We start from the raw sequence: 25,208 nt of genomic DNA, 5'->3' as shown, positions 1-25,208 counted from the left end.
ATAGTCTACTATCTAGAATGTAAGCTGCACTCCAATATAAAATTCTTTACTGTTAGGGAATGTTGGATCCCAAGATGTAAGTCCATCTATACCACGAGTAAGATTTGTACCACTTGTGTTTTGATCACCTACCTCTGGATCATAACCTTTATAGTCTGTAATAGTAAACAGATTCTTTGCGCCGATATAGAATCTCATATTCTCAAGATACATCTTATCACACCAACGCTGTGGCATTGTATATCCTAGTACGATAGATTTAAGTCTCAAGTATGATCCATCTTCTACATAACGATCACTCTGACGCATATTCTGGTTCGGGTCTCCATATACAGCACGTGGCATATTAGTATCAGTATTCTTTGGATAGAATGTAGTCTTGCCGTTAAGTGGATTTACAAAAGTAATATCCTCAGCACGGAAACGGTCTTTTACACTTGTAAAACATGCGTAATTATGATACATTCCTTCGCCATAGCTACGTGTATTATTATAGATATCGTTTCCTTGTGAGCCATTCCAGACCATAGAGAAATCAAATGTACCAAATGATGAACGATACTGAGCCTCAGCTGTAATACCATAAGAGAAGTTTGGAATAGGATTGCCGATAAAGTCCATATCGGCAGAACCGATTGTTCCGTCACCATTAAGATCAAGGAACTTAATATCACCAGCTTTTGCATTCGGCTGTAAACGCTCGCCCTTTTTGTTTACATAAGCTGCAGCTTCTGCGTCTGTTTTGAACAATCCAGCAGTCTTATATCCCCAGAACTGTCCTATAGAATTTCCGACTTTAGTACAAGTAATCCCAGAAGCAGAAAATATTTCATTATTTGCTCCAAGGTCTATAACCTTATTTTTTACAGTAGAAAAGTTAGCAGAAATACTATAATCGAATTTATTTCCTATATGGTCACGCCATGTGGCTATTAATTCAAGTCCTTTATTCTCTATGCTTCCAGCATTCATTGTAGGGAACACGCTCAAATATCCAGCAGAACGTGCTATCGGTACATTTACAAGCATATCATTAGTCCTATTTCTATAATAATCAGCGGTAATTGTCAATCTATTGTGAAGCATCGTTAGGTCAAAACCAAAGTCTGTTGATGTTGAAGCTTCCCATTTCACGTCAGGATTACTTGGTGTCATTGGAAGAGCACCTGTATTTTCAACATCATTAAAGTAATAACGTACGGTATTGAAAGAAACCGTAGACTGATATTGATATGGAGATATATTAGAGTTACCCAGTTTACCCCAACTTGCTCGTAGTTTCAGGTCATCAAGCCATGTTAGGCTCTTCATGAATTTTTCCTGACTAATGCGCCATGCTCCAGAGAAGGAAGGGAAGTCTCCATAACGATTTTTCTTGGCGAAATTTGAACTACCGTCACGACGGAAGTTTGCTGTAACCATATACTTTCCAGAATAGTCGTACATCAATCTGGCAAGATAAGAATACATTGCTGAGTGTGATTCAGAGCTACCGACTTCCTTTGAGGAAGCATTCTGAGTAGCCCCAAGAATAAGAACCTCTGAACTCGGCATATCACGGGCACTTGCATTAAAACCATATCCCTTTGTTTCCTCAGATGTGATACCAGCCATCACATTTATATGATGCAAGTTAAATTTCTTATCGAATGTCAATGTATGCTCATAGAGGAAACGGTTACTTCTATTATTACTCATAGAATACGTATCAGGTGTATTCTTCTGATAATCACCCACAACATAGTCTGCATCATAAGACCGACCGTTATTTCGATACAGGTCTGCTCCCATATTGAATTTGTACACCAATCCCTTTATAGGCTCTGCTGTAATCCAAGCATTGCCTGTCATAGTATTTGTTTCATTACGGTTCCAAGTATTATCGGCAGTGGCTCTTGGATTTTCCATATCAGTACCAAGCGATGCACCTGCATAACCAGTAGATGATGTAGGGTCATAAATTGGACAAGCAGTGCTCCATTTTATAGCTATCAGTTTAAGCATATCTGTACTGTGATTCAGATTACGCCCCACAGTAAGAGTTTCTCCAAAGCCAAAGATACCTTTTTTAAAGTCTGAAACAACATTCAGTGACATATTTTCAGAACCTTCTTTTATATATAAAGAGTTGTCATTTCCATACATACCAGTAATTCGGAAGTTAGCATCCTTTGAACCACCACTGATACTGACATTATGCTTCTGATATGAGGCTGTATGCGTAATTGCCTTAAACATATTATATCCTTTGCCAATAGATTCAGGATCTGAGAGTCCTGCCATATAGTCCTTACGTGAAGGATTCTGATTATACATCTCCTCATTGATTAGTTCAGCAAGATCCTTACCTGAAAGAAGATCTATCTCATGAGTAAAACCTTTCCATCCCAGATATCCATTATAGTCAATCTTCACTTCTCCAGCCTGCCCACGCTTAGTCGTGATTACGATAACACCATTTGCACCACGAGCACCATATATTGCACAAGAGGCAGCATCCTTAAGTATCTGAATTGAAGCGATATTGTTTTCATCAGGAACAGCGCCTCCAATCATTCCATCTACAACATAAAGCGGATCAGTATTGTTAATAGAACCTACACCACGAATGTGTATACGACCGTTAGTTACCTGAACTCCAGGAACAGAGCTTTGCAGTCCTGCAGAAAGTCCACCAGGAACTTTGGTAATTTCCTTTGCATCAAGAATTGAGATTGATGAACTCAAATCGGCTTTCTTCTGAGTTCCATAACCAATGACTACTACATCGCTAATGGATTTTGTATCATCAGCAAGACTCACCAAGATGTTTTTTCTGCCAGATACATTTATTTGTTGTGTAACAAACCCGACATACGAAATCGTAAGTCTTGCATTTGCAGGAGCATTAATAGAGAACTGCCCTGATATGTCAGTAACAGTTCCATTACTAGTTCCCACTTCTCTTACAGAAGCGCCGATAACAGGTTCTCCATCTGCATCGGTAACTGTACCTTTCAAAACATTTTGTGCTAGCATTCCTACAGGAAACAGGCATAACATAAAAAGTAACATTAATGTTTTTCCAATTCTAAAATCGTTTTTCATGTTTCTCAAAATTTACGTTCTTAATAGAATCCCTATGGCAAAAGTATACAAAACACAACAACCTTATTTTCGTAAATATTACAAAAACTTTCTCTGACATAACAAAAACGATAAAAAGAGCTAATAATGCAGTATATATTACTATTTTCCGACAAACGATTCGTTTATTAAGCTAATTTAGGAAGTTTAATCTTTAATATAAAAAAAAGTTCACTTAATTCAGTGAACCTTATATTGTCTCTATACGTACGGCAGTTCCACAAGCAGTTACCATTAGCATACTACCATTTGAACCTACAGTTTCATAATCAAGGTCTATACCGACAATAGCATTTGCTCCAATAGCCTCAGCACGTTCACTCATTTCTTTCATTGCAGCATCTTTTGCCTCACGAAGCACCTTTTCATAAGATGAGGCACGTCCACCTACTATATCACGTATTCCTGCAAACAAATCACGAAATAAATTTGCGCCGATAATTGTTTCGCCTGTTACCACACCATAATAGTTAGTGATGTGTTTACCTTCTAGTGAAGGAGTTGTTGATAGTATCATATTATTTAATTATATATTTGTTTGCAAATGTAACAATTAAATTTGATAAAACAAAATATATACATATATCACGCTTGTGATACAATTAAAATATTGTTGATTGCAAGAAATGCAAAGATTATAGCAATATAGTATCAGTGTTATTGACCATATATTCATAACTTTGTATCCGAAATAGTCTATTATTATTGTCTAGGAATAAAGTATAAGATATATGGTATATGGTCTAGTAAAATTAGACAAGTTTTTCATGATAGATTAATTTTTTAAATAAAGACAGGTTAATCCGTGAGGAATGACCTGTCTTTTTGTACCATTACAAACAACGAATTGACTACAATAATATAAGAGACATCAATTTGCAAGCATAAAGCAACAATTCTCTTCCATTTAATCATTGATCTTTAACGCGTTTTTTTTATCATACCTTCCTGTTATCAAGTAACATTCTACTTCGGCTCTGCATTTTCCCAACTTAATCTATATTGTCATAGTTTAGGGCGTCGTCTCTGCGGTTTTGTTTTTATTTAGCTACGAAGCTACGGCATCTCTCGCAAAGCCCATAAACAGAGGGGCTAACGAAACGCAGTTAGCTGTATTTAGCTACGATTAGCTACGTTCTAGCTACGTCAATTTGTGTCTTTTTAAGGATGAAATGTATTCTATAAGTGAATTTGTCAAAGAACCGTTGGCTGTATCTGGGGAACTGAGGATGTATTAATTGATTCAGTAAACGAAAACAGAATTTTCAAGCTTGTTTAAATGTTCTGCTGAATTCCGCTGAATTCTCGGCAAAGATACTGCAAAAATTTTGTCCATGCAATCAGATTTAGGTTAGTCTGTTAGCCAAAGTTTCAATTACTGGATGCTACACATCATAATACGCATGCGTGCGTATGTGCACACTCTGGACTTTTCATAAAAACAAGTGTCGAAGTGTCTATCCGTTGAGCATCAAATTATTAGGACCCTTTTCGGATCGAATAAAGTGTCGGTCATTCGTCGGTAAAATATGGGTAAAGATTTTCCTCATATTGTCTTGTACTTAACGAAGAATTTCGATGCGTTTTACGATGTTTTGCAATCCGTTTTACGATGAAATGCCGTGCGTTTTACGAAGCAACAGGAGGTAAAACATCGTAGAAACGTTTACGTTTCTATATGGAACTAGTTGCGTTTCTATATAGAAACGCATGCAAAACTTGAAATTAGACCGTCAAATCACCGTCACTTCATTTAGTCGAATTCGTCGATAAAATACTGATATCCATTAAGTTGACGCTTCGACACTTATATTTTTCAAAACCCTAAGTGCGCGCGTACCTACACGTACATAATATAAGCAGAAATGGATGACGTAGCTGAAACGTAGCTCGTCGAAGCTAAATAGACCTAACTACGTTTCGCCAGCCCCTCTGTTTATAGGCTTTGCGAGAAATGACGTAGCTTCGTAGCTAAAAAACGCGAAAAACGCAGGGGAGAAGCATTTATGCATCAATACGCATTATTATCATCATGCTTATATTAAAACTGCCGGCCTTTGCAATTCGTGTATACGATGATCAAAGTCACGAGCTCCACCGTTTTCGCCAAACATTTTTTGCATAAGTCGCTGACGCATATTTGTCACATTTTGAGCACTAATATCCATTAATACAGATATCTCACTAGGAATGAATCTCAGTCTAATAAGCATAATAACATGTTGCTCACGATCAGAAAGTTCTGGATTATTGCTTAGTAATATAGCCATACTTTTATCACGTTCTGAAATAAGTTGGGTAAGCTGTTGCCAATTGACTTCATTTGCGCACTGCCCTCTTGAGGCTATTCTATGCAACGATATCACAACATCAGCATTAAGCAACATGTTCTCTATACTCCAATTCTCAGGAGCTTCTTTGTCTACCTGATATTTAACTATCTCATTTTTCAACTCTTCAATATTGCATTTCGCATTATTATAGTCTTCAAGATAGCCAAGATAACGGGCATTGATATCACTAAGCCTGCGACGAACGACCTTCATCTTATGATGATAGTATAAGTAAGATAAAATTAAAAGCAACAATATGCCTATTATTATATACAGCAAGGTTATTGTGCGGATATATGTTTCATGCTGCATTTCCTGCTGTGCAAGACGCATCTGAAAAGCAGACAACTCATCACTGTCTATATGTGGCATCTGCTTATATACAGAATAAAATTGCTTATAAAGTTCCTCTCTATTTGGATTCAGTTTTATCAATGATGCTAGAGAAGCCGCACGTATCGGAAGTGAACCTGAGATTGCAGCGTCCTCCCAATGCGCATTAGCTTGTTTGCTATTACCCATCATAAAATAGACCTTACCCATAATATACAAAGCCTTATACGAAAAATCATATATTTCGCCTTCAGAAAGATAACTTAAAGCCTTATTAAGTTTACCAGCTCGCATATACATATCTCCGATATTAACATTGATATCAGCCTTAGTATAATTATCCAACTTAGCAAGAAGCGGCTTAATATGTCTGATGCACAGCATGAAACTATCTCTTCTGCCACATCTGTCATAAGCCTCTGCCATATAATTATAACTTTGAGCTATCAATGTTAGATTTTTACCGAATTCATCGGCATAATGGCTTGCCACTTTAAGCCTTTCCAGAGATATTCTATAACAACCAGCATCAAGATTAATTAGACCCAATAATAACTGCACCTTGCACCCATAGTACTTGTCATCAGTTGGCAGCAGCTTTTCTGCCATAAGAGCATCTGTTATGGCACAGGAATATTGTCCGTTCTTATATCTGTTTATGCTACGGCAAAGATAAGCACGACCAAGTAGCACATTATCCTGCTTGGTCGTGTAGTAATCCACTATTTTATTAATTGCTGAATCTGAAGCATAAGAAACTGTCTTGTTTAATATTGTCTCAGTATAAATAAGATTATTATAAACTGAGTCATTAGGTGTGAGCACGTCGTTAAAATCATCAAGCATATTAAAAGCCGAATCAGGTGATATGCGCTGAAGACTATCCAAAGCAATAAGTTTAGGGTTACGGGTATGCCTTTCATCAGCACATCCCGCAACCATAAGAGAGAGAATTATTATGAATATTAGTGGCTTCCTCATATAACAGTTTCTAATTCAACTTGAAATATACAGGTAAATTGAATTTCACACGTACTGGATTTCCTTTTATCAAACCAGGTTTCCATTTAGGCATTTCCTTCACAACCCTTATAGCCTCCCTATCAAGTAATGGATGTGATCCCTTCGTTACACTTACATTAGATATAGATCCATCCTCCTCAACAACAAATCCGATAACACTTCGACCTTCTATCTTACTCTTTTGAGCTTGAACTGGATATCTCACATTTGTGCAAAGGAACTCCATCAGTTTAGCATTTCCACCTGGGTATTCAGGCATGACTTCTGCCACTTCATAAACCTTTCCAGAATTATCATCGGCTTTATTCTGTGCACTGGCAATAGTAAATGATGTTACAACCAGCATTATAGCAAAAAATAATCTTTTCATAATCATAAATTGTTTGTTTAGTTATCATTATATTTGTTTGTCATGACACTGCAAATGTAGAATTTCGTACTGACTAATCCAAATAAATTGCTACACAAGATTACACAACGTTCAAAAAAGCTGAAATTAAACAAAAAAAGCTGCACCATATATAATGATGCAGCTAAAAAAACAATCTGATACTCTAACCTAATAACAGATTTTACCTTAAAACAAAACCTATTTCGCCAATAATATTATCTGATGAATTTCCAATCAGTGCCTTGAAGGCTCCTGATTCTGAAACCCATTCTGATTTCTTGTCATCATAATAACTAAGCGATGCATTATCTATAGTTATTGACACATCCTTTGACTCTCCAGGATTCAACGATACTTTTGTAAAACCTTTAAGTTCCTTATACGGACGTGGCAATGATGACTTTACATCATTTATATATAACTGTACAACCTCTGAACCTTCACGCTTTCCGGTATTTTTTACATTAACAGTGAATGTAATCTTTCCATCACGTGTCATCTCTTGCTTGTCTGCACGAAGATTAGTAATCTTGAAAGATGTATAGCTCAATCCATGTCCAAACGCAAACAATGGCTTTGTCATGAATTTGTCTACGCCCCTATAACCTACATAAAGGCCTTCTTTATATTCCTCATCAATTATCTTATGATCGGCACGCCATTTTCCTGGATATGCATTAAGTCTGTGAGCAGGTACGTCATTAAGAGATGCAGCCCAAGTAAAAGGTAATTTTCCTGAAGGATTTGCTTTACCTGTTATAATGTCTGCAAGCACTTCACCTGATTCAGAACCAACAAACCATCCTTGCAATATTGCATTAACCTTATTCTTCCAAGGCATTGCAACTGCATTTCCTGATATATTCACAAATACAAGCTTTTTGTTAGCCTTTGCAAGTGCTTCAACAAGTTTATCCTGTCCATAAGGCAAGCCATACTCCTTTCGGTCGTGACCTTCGCAATCCTGATAATCGCTTTTATTCAATCCACCGAATAATATTACGTAATCAGCTTTACGAGCTTTTGCTACAGCGTCTTCAATGAGTTTAGCAGCAGAGCGCTTATCATTAAGATCTTGTCCTGTAGTTACACCATTATAAGAACCTGTTACATCTCCTACATAGCCGCGTTCATAATCCACTTTGATATTGTGGCATGAAAGAGCCTCTCGCAAACCCAGCAAAGGAGAAATCTCTTTTTGAGCCTTTAATGAAGACGAACCTCCACCAACGGTCATCATCTTGATAGCATTCTCTCCCACTACAAGGATATTATGTACCGAAAGAGTGTCAACTGGCAATACATTTTTATCATTCTTCAAAAGTACAACACCTTCATCGCCGATTTTTCTTGCGGCAGCATAATGAGCTTCAGAACACAGAAAACCATTAGGACGGTTACGATTCATTGTCGTACGATAATATAATCTCAACACTCTGCGAACCTTGTCATTAAGTTCTTTTTCAGAATACTTGCCTTCACGAATACCCATAAGATATGGATAAGCCATATAATAGTTTTCATAGGCATTCTTTGTTCCTGCACGCAGTCCGTCAGTACCAGTTCCAAATTCCATATCAAGACCATTCATCACAGCCTCATCTGTATTATGAGTTCCGCCCCAGTCTGAAACAACTACGCCATCAAACTTCCAATCATGTTTCAGAATCTTGTTCAACAAAATCTCGTTATGACAGTTGTGCTGATTATGATAAAGATTATAAGCGCCCATAATGCCCCATGCTCCACCTTCGGTAACGGCAGCTTTAAAAGCGGGGAGGTATATTTCATGAAGAGTACGGTCGTCCACTATAACATTCACTTGATGACGGTATTCCTCATCATTGTTAAGAGCATAGTGTTTCACGCATGCAGCAACGCCCATATTCTGCAATCCACAGATATACGGCACAACCATGCGTGAAGATAGATATGGATCCTCACCAAGATACTCAAAGTTTCTTCCACCCAGCGGTGTGCGATATATATTCACACCAGGACCAAGAATCATATCTTTTCCACGATACAAAGCTTCTTCTCCGAGACTATGTCCATATAAATTAGCTAAAGAAGGATTCCATGTAGCTGCAAGACATGTAAGAGCAGGAAAGGCAACACATGAATCATTTGTCTGTCCAGCTTGTTCCCATTCATCCCAAAGCACGTCTGGGCGAACTCCATGAGGACCATCATCTGTCCAGAAATCTGGAAATCCAAGTCGTTTAACTCCTGCTGCAGAAAACTTGCTTTGAGCATGTATCACAGCAATCTTCTCATTTAAAGTCATACGTGACAATGCGTCTTCAACACGCATCTCCAACGGTTTAGACTCATCCAGATATACTGGTTTCTGGGCTTTTAAACCCAGAACCAGTAATACGGATATTGATAATAGAATCGTTCTTTTCACTAATATCATCATTTAATTAATAACCTACTTCTTTGTTACAGTCAATACAGCAGCATTAACACCCTTAGTACAATCTACATTAAACACATACGTTTCACCATCATGTATAGACACACCGTCCTTTAGATGAATATTGCCATCACTCTCATTAACCCTAAACCAAGGATTGGATGTTGAAATTGCATAATCGCCTGCGGCCTTGAACTCAACACCCCAACCGGCCTGACCAAAGAACTTAAAGTTAACGTCGCTGCCAGCTTTCAACTGTTTTCCTACTGTTAAGGTCAACTGATAAATCTTTGGAGCAATTGGCGCCATACATAGTGAATAGTCTGTACCGGTCCACCAACCTTGTGCTTGTGTGAAATCTGGCTTACCGAATATTGGATCACCAAGAATCCATATAGCACCTGTTCCATCAGGATTCAGCGTTGCGGGATTATTTCCATTCATTGCATAAATATTGAAACCTTTGCGATCAAAAATAGCTTTAATATTATACGTTCCGGTAAGTGCATTAAACGTATATGTTCCATCAGAATTCTTAGTAAAGAAATCGGTATCATAGAACCAGCTGTCTGAAGCAAGAGCATTATCACCAATAAAACTATAGAGTTTACCTTGAGTAAGCACACCTGTATAAACATTCTGTTTATCCGCGTTTATGAATTCCAAAGGCTGAATAGGCAGTTTTTCAAAAGGACTAAACGTATAATCACGGGTATTAAATGTTACGTTTACATCTCCTAAATTTGCTGTTTGAAAACCTATAAGTCCATTTATTCCTAGCTTCACGCCATCATCAGAAGATCCAAACACGAACTTTCCATCAGTTGTTTCAAAATGTCCCTTAAAAGTGTTTACGCTTGCTGGAACAGTGGTTGAATAAGTGTAATCAGCACCTTCAACCATATCATATATCACTTTATCTGAAGTGATAAAATGCATTCCTTCAAAATGAGGTCTGGTAACGTCTAAATTCACATTTTCAACTGTTGACTTTGTTGTTACATTCTGCAATGTAAGGCGAACAACAGCTTTTCCATTTGGAATATATTGAAGATAAGGCACAAACAAGCGCACTTTATATTCACCTTCTTTTGCCGTACGAACAGTGGTATGTTCAACCACCTCGTCACTAAAGCACAATTCAGCTTTAAGAGTAGACAACGCTTGCCCTTCAGCATCGCTGCAGTTTACTACAACATCAATAGAATCTCCCATCATGGCACTAGAAGGAACAGAAGCCTTTATAACGGGGTTTCCTGATGCTACAATATTATCATAGTCATAATCATGACACGATGATAAAAATGGCAACAGCAATAAAGCTGCTGATAGATATTTAATTAATTTCATATTGACACGTATTTATTTCCATGAACATGACACAACTCCCTGTGCAGGAATTACAGCTTTGAAGTTTTCACTTCCATCGCCAATAGTTGCAGTAATATCAGTATCACCAGAATTGAGTACAACCAATGCTTTGGTTCCGTCTGGATTAAGGAATGCTGAATAAATTATATCTTTATCAGATACGCTACGTAAAGCAGTTCCGATACGAACAGCGCCAGGGCGTACAACAGATGACATTTGTGAAATCACATAATAATGAGAATTATATTTCACTGTAGTATAGTTGTTAAATATGTCAACCGCACCATAACATGTCTGGCAACCTCCATCAAGATTAGGTCCCATCTTTTCGTCAAGCATAAGGTTCCACACAAGCACAGCCTTACACCATTGATTTACAGTTCCAAGGGTTATATTCTTCATATCTTCTACAAGACGTTTTGAAAGATTGCGTCCGTCATTCCACGTACCGATACTGCTTTCTGAGAAAATCAAATCTTTGTCTGTAGCCTTGTTATGAACATTTGTTAGTTCTGTGTTTGAACCTCCATAATCATGGAAGGCTGCACCTACGACAAGTTCTGAACCATCATAATTCTGTCCTAAAGCATTATATACTTTTATTGGATAGTCTTGCTGATCTCCGCCGTTGTCATAATTATAGTTATGATCGTAAACGTATATCTTTGTATTGATATTATTCTGCTTGAATGCTGAAGCTAATTCTTTCACGAACGCAGCCTCTTCATCCCAAGGCATATAAAGAGATGCACAGTTGGCACGATTGAGAGGTTCGTTTTGAGGACTTACGGCATAAATATTTATACCATTCGCTTTCATCGCATTGACAAACTTTACGAAATACTGTGCATAATCCTTACGATAGTCAGGATTAAGATGCCCGTCTGTCCATGAATCAAAAGCAGCCTTAGTATTAATATCAGATACTTTCATCCATTTAGGACAAGTCCATGGTGATGCCATAATCTTTAGATTAGGATTTATTGCAAGTATCTCTTTAAGGACAGGTATCACGTAAGATGTTTCATCGTTATGAAGTGCAAAGTTCTCTAGTCCCTTTGTATCGCACAAAGAATATTCTGTGCTTGAGAAATCATTACATCCTATAGATATACGAGCATAGCTCACACCATATCCCTCAGTTGTGGAATAAGTTTGTTTGAGGAATTTCTCACGTGAAGCAGCATCCATCTTCATCAGATTATAACATGTGGAATACGTAATAGCAAAACCAAATCCATCCATAGATTGATAAGTCTTTGTTGGATCAACCTGAATTGTTGTAGGCGCCATGTTTACTGTTGAAGCCACCTGACTGTATGTCTTCTTTAGTGTCGCGCTGCCATTTGCAGTTGTTGTATAGAGCGTAGCTAGATTTCCTGATAGATTTTCTTCTACCACATTAGGATTAGGAGTGTTATCTATAGTGTCCATGTTGCCACACGCTGACAAGGAAATAAGCAACGCACTTGCCATTGATAATATCATAGTTCTATTATTTTTCATTGTTGTAAATATTAATAACCAGGGTTCTGTTGTAGATTCGTATTCTCGTCAAGAGCACTTTGAGGTATTGGCAAAAGATAAGAGTTGGCATCATATTGCTTTCTCTGCATCAAACGTCCCGAGTCACGATTGTTTAGACCATTCAAATATTCCTCAACCTTATTATTTCTACACAAGTCATACCATCTTTCTCCCTCAAGAGCAAGTTCAAGACGACGTTCATGCAGCACAGCCTCAATCATAGCTTCCTTTGTAGCTGTTTTATCTGCTGTAAGGTTTGGCAGTTTTGCCCTGTTACGAATTAAGTTCACAAGATCGGCACTCTTCGTGTTGTCTCCCTTATACGCATAAGCCTCAGCTTCAAGAAGTATAATATCGGCAAGCCTCAACTTATATTGATTGTTGTAGCCTGAACGATATTTATACATAAACGGATATCTACTTGCTGGATAATAGTTACTCCATTTACATGCATAGTAAACTATTGTTTGATTCATACGTGTAGTATCATTCTCGCTCTCAAAATCTTTTATTAAGTCACGTGACGGAGTTATCCATTTAGCCCAAGAGAAGTAATAATCATAATTCTCAAGACTACGACCATACATCCAACTCTCCCAGTTTGCATTACCAGTTGTCCAATGTACTTCAAGAATACCCTCACTGGTATTACGTTTCACGCAGTCTTTTTTATCTGCATCATATCCCCATAGTGTAGAAAAATCAGGTTCAAGCGCCATACCAGCAACACAGCGCACCTTATCAGCATATTCTATCACCTTTGAATAGTCTTGTACAGGCTTTTCTGCATATACCTTTACAAACATTGCCTGAGCAACGACCTTGCTCAACACTGTTCTGTCAGCAGAATTAAAATCCGGAGCATACTGTTCTGCATCACTAAGGTCGCTGATTATCTGCTGATAACACTCCTTGTCTGTAGAGCGTGGAGGGAAATATGTTGGATATACTTCTCCTACGTTCTCGGCTGTAATCGTCTTTGCAACTTTAGTTATTATAGGGAATGATCCCCATAGACGTGCCATGTTAAACATAATCAAAGCACGAAACAGTTCTCCTTCTGCTTTCCACTGATGATATTCATTATCACTTACCAACCCTTTTGTTTTAAGTTCTTCAAGTCCATTGATAAGCACATTTGCCTTAGCTATATCTTCAAGATAGCGTGACCAGTCACGTCCCAGCACAGAGTTACTAGCATCGATAGAGTTTGTTTCATAAGGCTCTACCTCCGCACCAGTAGTTCCTGCATACGCATTATCGGTATGACTGTCACCTACAAGCAGATAGTCTAGATGCCAATGTTCCTGACGATTTTTAAGGAGTTCATACAAATTGGTACGCTGATCTATTGCAGCCTGACGATCCTTGAGTACCGCAGTCGCTGTATCAGACGAAGTCCCCTGTGTCAACTCTGTTGGTGTAGATATCGGATCATAATCTAATGAACAAGCTGTAAAAGATAATGCCGAAACACCTATTATTATTGATTTATATATTGATTTCATATTGGTGCAATATTTAGAATTCAAGTTTAAGTCCTACGACAAATGATTTACTCATTGGATAGGTTCCCCAGTCTATACCCTGTACAGATCCACTATTTCCATATTGATTTACCTCAGGGTCATTACCTGAATAATTTGTGAAAGTAATCAAATTGGTTGCAGATATATAAGGTTGCAAACGAGAGATACCAAACTTTGATATGATATACTTTGGCACATCGTATGACAACGAGATATCCTTTACACGAAGATAGCTTCCATCTTCAATGAAATATGTAGAATTAAACATCTGGAACTTTGCTTTTGGCACACTAGTAATCTGTCCAGGTACGCGCCATCTTTCAAGCACCTTTGTTGTCTGATTCTTACCATCATACATTCCTTCGGTTTCCATTCTTGACACATTGTAGATATCATTTCCATAAGATCCCTGCAAAAGGACACTTAGGTTAAATCCTTTATACGATAATGTGTTTGTCATACCAAAAGTAAAGTCTGGATTAGGATCACCGATATCAGTACGGTCGCTTGCAGAGATTACACCATCGTGATTTACATCGCGATATTTAAGTTCACCAGTTTCAGGATTCACACCATCTGAGATATATCCCCAGAATGTACCTAGAGGTTTACCTGGCATATTGCGTACAACAGGCTGATTTACATAATCTGTAGTGTTTGCAGAGTAATAAACCTGAGTAAGCATAAGCTTCTTGAGTTTATTTCGGTTAAATGAAATATTGAAATCTGTATTCCACTTCAATTTACCTACTAGATTCTTTGAACTTACACTAAACTCAAAACCCTTATTTTCTATTTCTCCGCCATTATATCTCAGGTCACGTGCAGCTGCACTTCCTGCTGGCAAAGTAATTGTCATAAGCATGTCTTTAGTAAGTTTATAATAGTAGTCAGCATAGAATGTCAGACGACCACCAAGCACTGTAAGATCTAGACCAATATCTGTCTGGTTTGTTGTTTCCCATGTCAGCTCTGGATTAGATAGAGTTGTCTGTGAACGTGTAGGTAGAGCATTTGCATCATATCCTGCACCAAACCATTGAATACGGTTTATATTATATTCTGCAAGATAGCTGTAATCTCCGAGTCCACTTTGATTACCAGTCTGTCCCCAACCACCACGAAGTTTCAAATCATCAATCCATCTAATGTTCTTCATAAACTTCTCATTAGAGATTCTCCATGCTCCAGAGAAAGAAGGGAATATACCCCATCTGTGTCCTGGTGCAAGTTTTGAACTTCCGTCAGCACGCATATTGGCTGTAAACATATAAGTATCACTCCAATTGTACTGTAAACGTGCGAAATAAGATAGTATAGCCCATTCTGAAGCACTTGTTCCAGTTCCCGTCCAAGATATCTTGTTTGCAGCATTAAGGGTCTTTATGTCTGAATCGGCATAATTGCTTCCACTGATGTAACTATGACTATATTTACTCTGAGTGTAAGAACTACCAGCCATAGCATCAAAATGATGTTTTCCAAACTGCTTATTCCAATTCAACACATTATCCCAAACAAATACGGTTGTAGAATATCTTTCATCATATCCTGTTCCATAAGTATCACGTCCATACTGTATTTCATGAGGATCAAGGAAATTAAAAGTATTACCGTTCTCACGGTCAAATGTAAGAGAACTTGTGAAGTTAAGTTCCTTAATTGGGGTAACAGTTATTTTTCCGGTTGCCAGCATCTTGTCATAGCGACTCTTGTCATCTTTTGAACGTGCAAGGTTCTCAGAAGGACTAGAGATGTTAACACCATAGAAATTATTATAATACTGTCCTGGATGGTCAGGATCCCACACTGGAGCATAAGTAGGTGTGTTTACTATAGCTGGAATGACACCACCGCGATTAGCGCCAGCACCTGTTGTTATATCTGTTCCAAGATATGTATAGTCTGAATAAGCGATGTTTCCATTAAATTTCAACCAGCTTTTGATTTCATTCTCTACTGAAGCTCTGAAATTATAACGTTTAAAATTAGACATTTTCAACACGCCGTTCTCTCCGACGTAGCCTCCAGAAACATAATATCTCAATTTATCAGTACCATTTGTTACTGACAACTGATAGTCTTGCACATTACCTGTGCGATATACCTCCTTAGCCCAATCTGTATGATCAGTTAATCCATCAGGAAGTTTAACTGTTCCGATGTCATTCATTAAATCTTTATACTCCCATGTATTCAGCACTTTATCATGATCACAAACTTTATTCCATGCATAGTGAGCATTAAATGAAATCTTAGCGACACCATTCTTTCCCTGTTTGGTATTGATAATGATAACACCATTAGCAGCACGGCTTCCATATATAGCTGCACTTGATGCATCTTTCAATACCTGCATATCTGCGATATCATCAGCAGAAAGAAAATCAATACTTGTCAATGGAACACCATCAACAACATATAAAGGAGAGTTTGAGCCGTTTAAAGAAGTTGTTCCACGAACACGTACTGTTGGACTTGCTCCTGGTTGACCGCTAGCCTGACTTATCTGTAATCCGGCAGCTTTACCCTGCATTCCTTCTGCGGCTGACACGATTGGGCGTGTATCTAAATCTTCTGTAGAAACGGTTGAAACAGCGGTTGTTACATCTTTACGTTTCACAGATCCATAACCAATAGCGACAACTTCTTCAAGAAGATTTGTCTCATCTTCAAGTACAATCTTCATTCCTTGAGTTGCCCTAACACTTTTTGTTTTATACCCAATATAGGAAATATCAAACACAGCATTCTTTCCTACTTGAATAGAAAACTTGCCATCAATATCGGTAACAACACCATTTGTTGTACCATGTTCCTTTACTGTGGCACCAATGACAGGCTCATTCTGTTTATCGATCACTTCGCCTGAGATACTCACCTTTTGTGAAAAAGCTGATACAGACAAAAGCAACACGAAGAACAGGATTGAGAATCTTTTCATCGTTAATAAATTGTTGTTTGCTTTCATTACTTAAACTAAAGTTAATAATAATTGTTTAGATTCAAGGCAAGTCTTTCACTTGTCGATGGCAAAGTTAGCTTCTTTTTAAATATATAGACATGGCGCAAAGCATAAAATGTGGACTTTTATATTATCATTAAAAACTCAAATTATTGATATTCAGACATTTAAGCAAAACAATAGTAAAGTTTTGATATAGATTTTATCCGTGATTATATAGAGGTTATTGCATAAAATAAAACTTATTAATTTTTATTTTATCATTTTTATATCTATCTTTGCCCTTAAATATTAAATCAAAACTCATGAAACACAGATTAATACAAACGCTAATCATATTATCTATTTCTTTATGCACACAAGCACAAAGAATAAACCTGGATTCTTTATATGATTGTCTTGACAAAGAGATCACGAAATCAGAGAAGTATATAAATCAGAGAGATCAACGCATTGACAAAATCAAGGCTAAGCTCGCAAAGACTTCCGCAATATTGGATCGTCATCGCCTTTCATGGAATCTTTTTAAGGAGTATCAGGCATATATGAATGACTCTGCTATTCATTATCTTAACTATTGTATAGATATAGCATCAAAAAACAAACAATCAAAATTGCTTGTAAACGATTATATAGCCCTCACTCATCAATACGCAGCAACAGGCTTTTACAATGAAGCTTTGGAATACCTTAAATATATAAATGGCAATAAACTGAAAGGGCAACAACTTATTGACTACTATGCTTGCTGCAACCACCTATATGGTGAAATGGGATGCTATTCCAAAGACTCAAAACTTAAAGATCGTTGTTACAGACTATCTGGTATTTTTCGTGATTCACTATACAAAAAGGCTTCTCCAAACTCGAACATATATCTATGGCGCAAAGTTGCAGAACTCACTACCGATAACAAGTACAGTGAAGCAATGAAAGAGTGTGACAAGTGGATGAAACAAGTAAAGCCGAATACTCACGACTATGCCAATATGGCTTTCTTCAGGTCAGAAATTTATAAAGGGATGCATAACATCGAACTCTGCAAATATTGGTTGGCTATATCTGCAATTTGCGACATTCGAAATGCTGTTATGGACCAAGCTTCATTATGGAGCCTTGCCAATATGCTGAGCAGAGAGGGCAACTTAGAACGTTCAAATAGATATGTAGAGTATTCTTGGAACTGTACACAGAGATACAACACCCACTTGCGCAGTTGGCTTATATCTCCAGTCCTAGGAGTGATAAGCGACACTTACAAAACTAATCTCAGAAAAGCTAACTATCAACTTAAAAGCCTTATTGGTGCAGTGAGTCTTCTTTCTGTATTTCTATTAGCTTCATATATATATGTATGTCACAAGAAAAGGCAACTTTCAAGAGCCAGAAACGAACTAAAGACTATAAACATGAAACTAGAGAGTTTAAATTCAAAACTAAGCGGAAAGAATGAAGAACTTTCATCATTAAACACTAAGCTCAGCGAAACCAATCGACTGAAAGATGAGTATATCGGAAAATTTTTAAGTGCATGCTCTGAATATATCGATAAAATCGACAATTATCGAATAAAGATAAACCGCAAATTAAAGGCTAACCAGATGTCTGATTTGATGAAAATGACAAGTTCTGACCAACTGAAACAAGATGAAATCAAAGAACTTTTCGATAATTTCGACTCTGTATTCCTCAATATCTTCCCTAATTTCGTTGTAGATTTTAATCTGCTTCTCCAACCGCAACATCGCATAATTCCGCCATCTAAAACTCAACTTACAACAGACTTGCGCATATTTGCTTTGATAAGATTGGGAATAGAAGAAAGCTCAAGGATTGCTGAGTTCCTACGCTATTCACCAAACTCTATCTACAATTACAGGGCACGTATAAAAAGCAAGGCGCTTTGCAACAGAGATGAGTTTGAACATAAGGTAAAAGAGATTGGAATGGACATGTAACAGTATCATATTTTCAATCAAGATGCTTATTTTTCAATTATTTATACTACCTTCGCAACAAAGTTTTATTAGCATTACAACATTTATTTATAAAAACGCAAAGTGAATAAAAGTATTAAGACCGTAATTCTTGATTTCGACGGAACTCTTGGCGACTCCTACAACATCATAACAAAGACTATGATGCAGACAATCGCTGAGTTGAAACTTGAATATCGCACACCCGAGGAATGTGCAAAAACGATAGGACTTCCTTTAGAAGAATGTTTCACAAGTATTATTCCTATGACCGATGAAATGGGGAAAAAATGCACAGAGACATACCGTCGCATATTTAACGAGAACAACATTCCAGGAGCAGTAACCCCATTTCCTGGAGTTATAGAAACTCTTAAGAAATTACACGAAAAGGGGCACACCATTACGATTGCAAGTAGCAGGAGCCACAATTCATTGGAAAATTTCGTAAAAGAACTTGAATTAGAAGAGTATATCACGTACGTACTAGGTGCTGACGATACTAAAAAAGCTAAACCAGATCCAGAACCTGTGATAAAGACACTTAGTCATCTTGGTGAAGACTCTACCAAAACAATTGTTGTTGGTGACACCAAGTTTGATATATTGATGGGTAAAAATGCGGGAACATATACCTGCGGTGTTACTTATGGTAATGGTAGCAGAAAGGAACTCATGGATGCCGGAGCCGACTATATCATTGATAATTTCAGGGAACTGACAGAATATATATAAATAAAAAACAAAGAAAATGAACATTAAGGCAAAATTAATAATCAGCATTTGCACAATTATATTGAGTGCAAACGGATACGCAGCTAATACCGTCATGGCTGACTCAACGAAGCAAGATGTCCATACCCAGGCACAAGACGACAACAAAGACCTGAAGAAAAAGAAAAAGGACGATAACAAAAAAGCTGAAAAGAAAAATGAATATGATGAACTTATAAAGAAAGGCGGAACTGTTAAGAAAGGTCTGTTCACTGTAAGACATATTGAGGACAAATGGTATTTTGATGTTCCTGATTCCATTATTGGAAGATATCTCCTTGCTGTTACGAGACTTACCGCCGTGCCTCAGGGACTAGGCAAGTTCAGCGGTGAGGAAGTAAACGAGAACACTCTTTACTTTGAAAAGCGAGATAACAACACATTGCTTCTTAGAGCTTATGTACTTAGTCAGATAGCAGGAGAAGAAACGAATATATCAAAGACCCTCAAGGCTTCAACAACAGATCCTATCATTGCTTCGTTCAAGATTATAGGCAAGAACAAAGATAAGCACATGAATCTTATAGAGGTTACAAATCTCTTTCTTAAGGACAATGATGTTGTAAGCATTCCCAAAAATAATTCACGCACTTATGGGGTAAGCGGATTGCAGAGTGACCGTACTTTTATAGATACGATGAAGGTGTTTCCTATAAATATTGAAATAGCATCTACACGCACTTACGCAGCTGCAACGTCAGGAGGAAGTGACTCAAGCAGTGAAGGAACTCCAGGACGCAAGACTTTTACACCGGCCTCTTTCACTGGAAGTGTGACAATTGGGCTAAATACTAGCATTGTACTCCTACCTAAAGAACCGATGCGTAAACGTTTGTGGGACAACAGAGTTGGATATTTTACCACACGTGTGACATATTTTGATGACGACCAACACAAGACTGATCGTGAGCAGATTGTAGCTCGATACAACCTTGTACCGAAAGACAAGAAAGCTTATGCGAAAGGAAAACTTGTTGAACCGGTTAAGCAGATTGTATATTATATAGATCCTGCTACTCCAAAGAAATGGGTACCATATCTAATACAAGGTATCAACGACTGGAATGTTGCATTTGAAGCTGCAGGTTTCAAAAATGCTATTGTTGCAAAGGAATGGCCAAACGACAAGGACATGAGCGTAGATGATGCTCGTTTCTGCGTACTAAGATATCTTCCTGCAGAAATAGAGAACGCATACGGTCCTCATATCATCGACCCACGAAGCGGAGAAATCATTGAGAGCCACATCTGCTGGTATCACAACGTGATGAACCTTCTCACGAAGTGGTATATGACGCAATGCGGTCCGCTTGACAAGCGTGCTCAGACGATGCATTTCGACGATGACCTTATGGGACAGCTCATACGTTTTGTATCAAGTCACGAAGTAGGACATACGCTAGGTCTGCGCCACAACATGGGAGCTAGCAATGCTACACCTGTAGAGAACCTACGAAACAAGGCTTGGGTGGAAGCCCATGGGCATACTGTATCAATCATGGACTATGCACGATTCAACTATGTAGCACAACCAGAAGACAATATTTCTCCAAAGGGACTATTCCCACGTATCAACGATTATGACAAGTGGGCGATCAAATGGGGATATCAATACCGTCCTGAATTTAAAGATGAAATAGATGAGAAAAAGGGACTGATGAAGGAAACTACTGAAGTTCTTAAAAATAATCCTCGTTTGTGGTTTGCTGGTGAGGGACGTGACGAAGATCCTCGTTCACAGTCTGAAGATCTTGGCGATGACAACGTGAAAGCCAGTGATTATGGTATCAAGAACCTTAAGCGAGTAATAGCGAACCTACCTAAATGGACTCATCAGGACGATTATCAATATGATGATCTTGAGGAAATGTATGAAAGCGTTCGTGATCAGTTCCGTCGCTACATGAATCATGTAATGAAGAATCTTGGAGGACATTACCTCAACAACCTTCCGGGAAAAGCTCCTGTAGAGATTGCTCCTGCATCAAAAGAATTAGAAGTACTCGACTATCTTGATCGTCAGATTTTCAACGCTCCGATGTGGCTATACCCAGAGAATATCGTTACAAAGACTGGTATAAATGTCGCTAAAGATATTAAGGACAGACAAGATAGGCTACTAAAGATTGCACTCTCTGCGAGAATTCTGAATATCATATATGATGATTCTTTCTCTTCAAAGAATGCGCTACAACTTGACACATATCTCAACAAGTTGTTTTCTACGGTATGGAAGCCTATTGACAACGAGAACAATATCAAAAACAATGCCCGCCGCTCACTACAGCGAAGCTATATTGATGATATTAACTCACTGTTGAATCCTGACGAGAAGACTCGAAAGAGCGATGATATCTACTATAACAGTGATGCTATCCTATATGCCTCACAGAATCTTGACAAGGTAGACAACTATGTTAAGGCACAGGCTGCAAAAGCTACTGGCATAAACAAGATACACTACAACGATATTCTTCGACAGATAAAACTTATCAGAGACCGACAGATAACCATAAAATAACACCATTAATACTTTGGTTGACAATATATAACGGCGTGATTTCATACTTTGGAATCACGCCGTAATCATTTTTCCCATAAAGTTATATGGGGCTTTGTCATTAGTTTTATTTCTTTCTGTAAGTTTTTTATTACCTTTGCACTCGCCTTGCAACGACGCAAGGTGAATAAGATACAATTAATGTACAAAACAATTTTCAACAAGCGCAGTAGCTTTAAGTTTACTCATTTCAGTAACAAAGGCTACTCACTCTTCTCTTGCTTGGGTAAGGAAGTGATTGTTGGCACACTTAGCGTGGCTTCGCTTACTAACGCGAGAGCTAACAGCATAAGCAATGATGTTGCCAAAATCGACACTTCTTTCTACAAGAACGGCAAGGAAGTTGTGCTCGACGAGGTGAATGTCACTGGGTCGAGAGCTCCTCTGACAAGAAGTCAACAGACGAGAATGGTAACTGTACTAAGCCGCGAAGACATTCAGGCGGCTCCTGTACAAAGTGTTAACGATTTGCTTAAATACGCTGTTGGCGTAGACGTAAGACAACGGGGACCGATTGGTGCCCAGACTGATATCAGCTTACGTGGTGGTAACGACGAGCAAATCACAATTCTCCTTAACGGCATCAACATCTGCGATCCGCAGACTGGACACAATGCTTTTGATTTCCCAGTTGACATCAGTGAAATCGAGCGTATTGAAATCCTTGAAGGTCCGGCAGCACGCGTCTATGGTACTTCTTCACTGCTTGGTGCAATCAACATTGTTACTAGAACTCCTTCAAAGAGCAGTATTTCCGCACATGTGGAAGGTGGAAGCTATGGTTATGCTTCAGCAGGAGCAAGAGCTAACATTGCAAAGGGTAACTGGAACAATTCTTTTTCTACCAATTATACCCGCAGTGACGGATACACTCGCAGCAAGAATGGAAACCTTAATACCGACTTTGACGGTTTGAAGGCTTTTTATCAAGGTAACTACAATGACAATGACATCGTGGTGAAATGGCATGCAGGAATGAGTACAAAGGGATTTGGCTCCAACACTTTTTACAGCGCATATTCTGATGAACAATACGAACGTATTTTAAAGACATATACAGCCATTCAGGCAGAAAACAGATATGGTAAAATACACATGCGTCCTTCCATTTATTGGAATCGCACCATGGATAAATGGGAACTGTTCCGTGACAATGCTGATGCATATCCATTCAACTACCACCGCACTGACGTTTATGGAGTAAACCTTAACGGTTACTTTGACTGGATAGCTGGGCGTACCGCTATTGGTGCAGAACTTAGAAACGAAGACATCGTGAGTACTAACCTTGGTGAAATACTTTCCGAACCTCGCCACATACATGGTACCGATGTTGACTATACACATGGACTAAGTCGAACAAACATTCAGTTCGTCTTAGAACATAACATATTGCTGAAACGCTTTACTCTTTCTGCAGGACTTGTAGCAGTAAAGAATTCATGGGCAGAAATGAATATGAAGGTATATCCTAGCATTGACGCAAGCTATAACATCACTGACAACTGGAAGGTTTACGCCAGTTACAATACTTCACTGCGCATGCCGTCGTTCACTGACTTATATTACAATTCCAAAGGTTACAATGCTAACAAAGAACTGAAACCTGAGGAACTTGCTGCAACAGAAATTGGAGTGAAATATCATTCACAAGCGGTCAATGCCAGTGTAAGCGGATACTACAACCACATGGAAAACCTTATCGACTGGATTGTGGACAAGAATGCCGATACTCAGACGCTCACCACTACTAATTTCGGAGTGATAAACTCTGTCGGAGTTGAAGCAAACATGGACATCAACCTACTCAGACTTATCACTGGACAAAGAATATTCAAAAAGTTGAATATCGCTTACGCTTACGCTCATCAGGACCAAAAGAAATATGAAGGTATCGTGAGTCAATATGTTTTGGAGTATCTTAGGAATAAATTTGTGGCAAACTTACAAATGAATATCTGGAAGCAGTTGAATTTAGGAATAAACTATCGTCTTCAAAACCGTAACGGTTCTTACGTAGTAAGCCAAAACCCTACAACTAAGGAATACACCTATGCCAAGTATAGCACTTATGGGATTGTAGATGCACGTTTGTCATGGGACATGCCTAAATACAGCTTATACATAAATGGTAACAATCTTTTCAGCAAAGGCTACCGTGATTTTGGCAATCTAAAGCAACCTGGCTGCTGGATTATGGCTGGAGCCAGCATCAATATGAATATATAATGAGAAGAATTCTTATAATTTCCCTGCTCACCTTTATGGTGATGCAGGGATTTTCACAGATAACATTACGCCACATCACAAACACTGCGCTATTGAGAGAAGGAGACTTAATGTTTTGTGCTAGCGGGAAGCCTAGTGCCATAACTGATGTGACACGTGGTATCGATGAAATGGGCATAAATCACGTAGCAATATTCCATAAAGATAAGAAAGGCTCCTATGCCATCGAAGCCATCCACAAGGGCGTATGCATGAATCCTATCAACAGTTTCATCAACGCCAACAAAGGTAATGATGGTAACAAACAGATTATTACAGGTAGAATAAATTGCGATTCCATCGATATTTCTAAGAGCATTAAAAATGCACTTAAATATATCGGCAGACCATACGACTTTTATTTTGAACCAAGCGACAGCGCAATCTATTGTAGCGAACTTGTACAGATATCATTTGTAGACCATAATGGTAAATTATTATTTTACACTATACCGATGAGTTTCCACAATAAAAGCGGTGAAATCACTACTTTTTGGAAAGATTACTACTCTAAAGGTGGCATGAAAGTACCTGAAGGTGCTCCAGGAAGTAATCCAGGCGAGCTGTCAAGAGAGAAGATCATAAAAATGCTCTATATAATAATGTAGAAATA

General features: G+C 38.2%; 14 protein-coding genes. 5 read left to right on the top strand and 9 right to left on the bottom strand.

What is annotated here, in order from left to right; translation table 11 throughout:
* Nucleotides 1–12: 12 nt before the first annotated feature.
* The 9 genes from prwr041_RS06600 to prwr041_RS06560 all read right to left on the bottom strand — a co-directional run bounded on the left by prwr041_RS06600 (nt 13) and on the right by prwr041_RS06560 (nt 17,023).
* The gene (locus prwr041_RS06600) at nt 13–3,087 is read right to left on the bottom strand and encodes a SusC/RagA family TonB-linked outer membrane protein (protein ID WP_207153051.1); all 3,075 of its coding nucleotides are present in this window, start codon (nt 3,085–3,087) and stop codon (nt 13–15) included.
* Between the two features lie 229 nt (nt 3,088–3,316).
* On the bottom strand, nt 3,317–3,643 hold the full coding sequence (locus prwr041_RS06595) for a heavy metal-binding domain-containing protein (protein WP_207153050.1): 327 nt from the start codon (nt 3,641–3,643) through the stop codon (nt 3,317–3,319).
* A gap of 1,519 nt (nt 3,644–5,162) precedes the next feature.
* Entirely contained in the window at nt 5,163–6,773 is a 1,611-nt protein-coding gene (locus prwr041_RS06590) for a hypothetical protein (protein WP_207153049.1), read from the bottom strand.
* A 10-nt stretch (nt 6,774–6,783) separates the two neighbouring features.
* The gene (locus tag prwr041_RS06585) at nt 6,784–7,185 is read right to left on the bottom strand and encodes an energy transducer TonB (RefSeq protein WP_237072163.1); all 402 of its coding nucleotides are present in this window, start codon (nt 7,183–7,185) and stop codon (nt 6,784–6,786) included.
* 202 nt (nt 7,186–7,387) lie between these two features.
* Nucleotides 7,388–9,628 carry a glycoside hydrolase family 3 C-terminal domain-containing protein gene (locus prwr041_RS06580; RefSeq protein ID WP_207155528.1) on the bottom strand — a complete coding sequence of 747 codons (2,241 nt, stop codon included), beginning with the start codon at nt 9,626–9,628 and terminating at the stop codon, nt 7,388–7,390.
* 12 nt (nt 9,629–9,640) lie between these two features.
* Nucleotides 9,641–10,975 carry a DUF5121 domain-containing protein gene (locus prwr041_RS06575; protein ID WP_207155527.1) on the bottom strand — a complete coding sequence of 445 codons (1,335 nt, stop codon included), beginning with the start codon at nt 10,973–10,975 and terminating at the stop codon, nt 9,641–9,643.
* A gap of 12 nt (nt 10,976–10,987) precedes the next feature.
* Nucleotides 10,988–12,502, bottom strand: a complete 1,515-nt coding sequence (locus prwr041_RS06570) for a glycoside hydrolase family 30 protein (protein WP_394370812.1) — start codon at nt 12,500–12,502, stop codon at nt 10,988–10,990.
* An 11-nt stretch (nt 12,503–12,513) separates the two neighbouring features.
* Nucleotides 12,514–14,031, bottom strand: a complete 1,518-nt coding sequence (locus prwr041_RS06565; protein WP_207155526.1) for a RagB/SusD family nutrient uptake outer membrane protein — start codon at nt 14,029–14,031, stop codon at nt 12,514–12,516.
* A 13-nt stretch (nt 14,032–14,044) separates the two neighbouring features.
* Nucleotides 14,045–17,023, bottom strand: a complete 2,979-nt coding sequence (locus prwr041_RS06560; RefSeq protein WP_207155525.1) for a SusC/RagA family TonB-linked outer membrane protein — start codon at nt 17,021–17,023, stop codon at nt 14,045–14,047.
* A 299-nt stretch (nt 17,024–17,322) separates the two neighbouring features.
* Between prwr041_RS06560 and prwr041_RS06555 the strand changes: the two genes are divergently transcribed.
* From prwr041_RS06555 to prwr041_RS06535, 5 genes are all read left to right on the top strand, one after another.
* Nucleotides 17,323–18,975: a DUF6377 domain-containing protein gene (locus prwr041_RS06555; RefSeq protein WP_207155524.1), complete on the top strand. Its 1,653-nt coding sequence runs from the start codon at nt 17,323–17,325 to the stop codon at nt 18,973–18,975.
* Between the two features lie 102 nt (nt 18,976–19,077).
* Complete coding sequence (locus prwr041_RS06550; protein ID WP_207155523.1) at nt 19,078–19,728, top strand: HAD family hydrolase; 651 nt, start codon at nt 19,078–19,080, stop codon at nt 19,726–19,728.
* A 16-nt stretch (nt 19,729–19,744) separates the two neighbouring features.
* A complete protein-coding gene (locus prwr041_RS06545; protein WP_207155522.1) occupies nt 19,745–22,288 on the top strand; it encodes a zinc-dependent metalloprotease in 2,544 nt (847 codons plus the stop codon).
* A 180-nt stretch (nt 22,289–22,468) separates the two neighbouring features.
* Nucleotides 22,469–24,556, top strand: coding sequence for a TonB-dependent receptor plug domain-containing protein (locus prwr041_RS06540; RefSeq protein WP_207155521.1), 2,088 nt, complete (start codon nt 22,469–22,471; stop codon nt 24,554–24,556).
* The gene (locus prwr041_RS06535; protein ID WP_237072323.1) at nt 24,556–25,203 is read left to right on the top strand and encodes a YiiX/YebB-like N1pC/P60 family cysteine hydrolase; all 648 of its coding nucleotides are present in this window, start codon (nt 24,556–24,558) and stop codon (nt 25,201–25,203) included. Before prwr041_RS06540 ends, prwr041_RS06535 begins: the two co-directional genes overlap by 1 nt.
* Nucleotides 25,204–25,208: the final 5 nt, after the last annotated feature.

Source organism: Prevotella herbatica (assembly GCF_017347605.1).
GTDB classification, from domain to species: Bacteria; Bacteroidota; Bacteroidia; order Bacteroidales; family Bacteroidaceae; genus Prevotella; species Prevotella herbatica.
Note: the sequence above shows the minus strand (reverse complement) of the source record. Positions and strands in the feature narration are given on the sequence as shown.